This is a genomic window from Paraclostridium benzoelyticum (genome assembly GCF_001006285.1).
Taxonomy (GTDB): Bacteria; Bacillota; Clostridia; order Peptostreptococcales; family Peptostreptococcaceae; genus Paraclostridium; species Paraclostridium benzoelyticum.
In genome coordinates this window covers 1-2,298 of sequence record NZ_LBBT01000355.1, presented here as the reverse complement: position 1 = coordinate 2,298, position 2,298 = coordinate 1, and the positions used below count along the sequence as shown (strand labels likewise).

The window sequence follows — 2,298 nt, the reverse complement described above, 5'->3', positions numbered from 1 at the left end:
ACTTACTTATATGCAAGTTTTGTATACTAGATAATATGAAAACTAGAAAACAAAAATTAGATGAAAATATACAAAAACTAAAAAAATTAAATGAAAATATAAGTGTATTAACCTCAAATATAAAAAATGAAGAACTAATGCAATTTGAATATAAAGAAGATACACTAAAAATAGAAAAAAATATAAATAAATCTATTGAAGAGTCTGATATGCCTATAGTTATGTTAGACGAAAAAAATAAAATGATTTATTGCAATCAGAACTCTTGGAGAAATATTAATCTGAATAAGGTTAATATTTTAAATTATTTATACAAGAATTTTAAAAATGGGCAAGAGTGTGTAGAGATGATTAATGAGGTAGGAGTAAATAGCTTTAAATCTATAAACTTATATGATAATGAAGAAAAAGTATATAGGTTTATATGTACAAAGGAAATGAGAGACAATAAAGAAATAAAAATATGTATATTTAATGATATAACTCAAAGTACCATAATTCAAAAACAATTAAATGATAGTGAGGAAAAATATAGAAAACTTATGGATGTTTTAACTGATGGAGTTATAATTCATGATATGAATGAGATAAAGTATATAAATGATTCTGCATTTAAAATATTTAAAATAGAAAAAAATAGAACAAATATTAGTTTGGAAAATTTAAAAAGAAAAATACACATTGATGAAAGAAATCAACTAAGTGAAAGTTTAGAAGAAGTAAAATGTGGAAAAGTAAGCAAGTGTATTAATAAATTTAAGACGGTAGATGATATTTGCATAGAAGTGATAACTACAAAAATAGAAACTGACGATTCAAATATTTTATTGAGTATAATTGTTGATATAAGCGAAATGGAAGAAGCACTTAAACAATTAGAGGCAAATCAAAAAACATATAGAGCATTAGCACAAAATTTACCAGATGGTATTGTAGTTATAGATAAAGAAAGTAAAGACTACATATATCAAAATAAATCTATGATAAAAATTTTAAAAAAAGTTAAAATGGATAGCATAAATAAATTTATAAATGATTATATTTCAAATGAATACTATGGACAAACCAAAAGGTATGAAATAGATAAAAATAAGAGTTGTTTTGCAAGTATAACTATAATAGATAGAAAAGAAGAACAACAGCTATTAGCTATAGTAAGATTGCTAGAAAATGAAGAAAGAGTTTTAGAGGCTATAAAAGAACTCGATTTAGTAAATGCTCAACATCATGTGAAAAATGAATTTTTAATAAACACATCTAAATTACTAAAAGACCCTATAAATAATGTAGCTAATATGAATAAGATATTAGAACAAAATAAATCTGAATTTAACTCCAAACATATAGAAAATTATACTAAGTTAGTTAAACAAAATTGTTATAGATTACAAAGAGTGATAAACAACATGAATGAAATTGTAGATGTAGAAAATGGAGTTTGTAGTGTTGAATTTGTGTACTGTGACATTATAAATCTTACAAAATACATAGTAGACTGTGTAAATGGATATTTAAATGATAAAGGTGTATATATTAAATTTAATAGTGATATAAATTATAGTATTTTAAAAATAGATTTAGATAAAGTTCAAAAAATAATATTAAATTTAATTTCTAATGCTATAAAATTTAGTGAAATTGGGAGCTTGATAGAAGTATATATATATAAGGAGAATGATTTTATAAACATAGCTATTAAGGATAACGGAGTAGGAATACCTAAAGATAGATTGAAATTTATATTTACTAAATTTGGACAAGTTGATAAAACCTTATCCAGAAATACAGAAGGGTGTGGAGTTGGATTAACTTTAGTAAAAGCATTTTTAAAATTACAAGGTGGATATATAAATGTAAATAGCGAAGAAGGTAGAGGCAGCGAGTTTATAATTTCATTAAAAGAATTCAAAAATATAGATGAAAAAGTTTTAGTTGACACAAATGAATTGAAGGATTCTATATTTGAAAATATGCATATAGAGTTTGCTGATATATATTTCTAAAGCCATAAATACATAGGGGGCGTAAATTATGGGATATAAGCTGATATATATATTTAATATATCAATTTTGCTAGCTAGTGGATTTTATATTTCTTCATATGCTAGGAAAAATAAAGTTTTTATGAGTATAATGTTGACAATATCTATAGTTTTAAATTTTATAAATTTCAAGCAATCACCATATTTATATATGGCAGCTACTATTAGTAGTTTTATAGTTATACAATCTATTTATAATTTTAATATCAAAAAGTATAAATACAGAGAGCTTAAAATAGGCTCTTTGTGTTTAATA

The 2,298-nt window shown here is 23.0% G+C and carries 2 protein-coding genes; both read left to right on the top strand.

Annotated elements, in window-relative coordinates; genetic code table 11:
* The coding region (locus VN21_RS16990) for a PAS domain-containing sensor histidine kinase (protein ID WP_207641527.1) at positions 1 to 2,003 on the top strand (2,003 nt) is incomplete at its 5' end.
* A 28-nt stretch (positions 2,004 to 2,031) separates the two neighbouring features.
* Positions 2,032 to 2,298 (top strand): hypothetical protein (locus VN21_RS16985; RefSeq protein ID WP_046824312.1); only part of this gene is annotated, 267 nt, incomplete at its 3' end.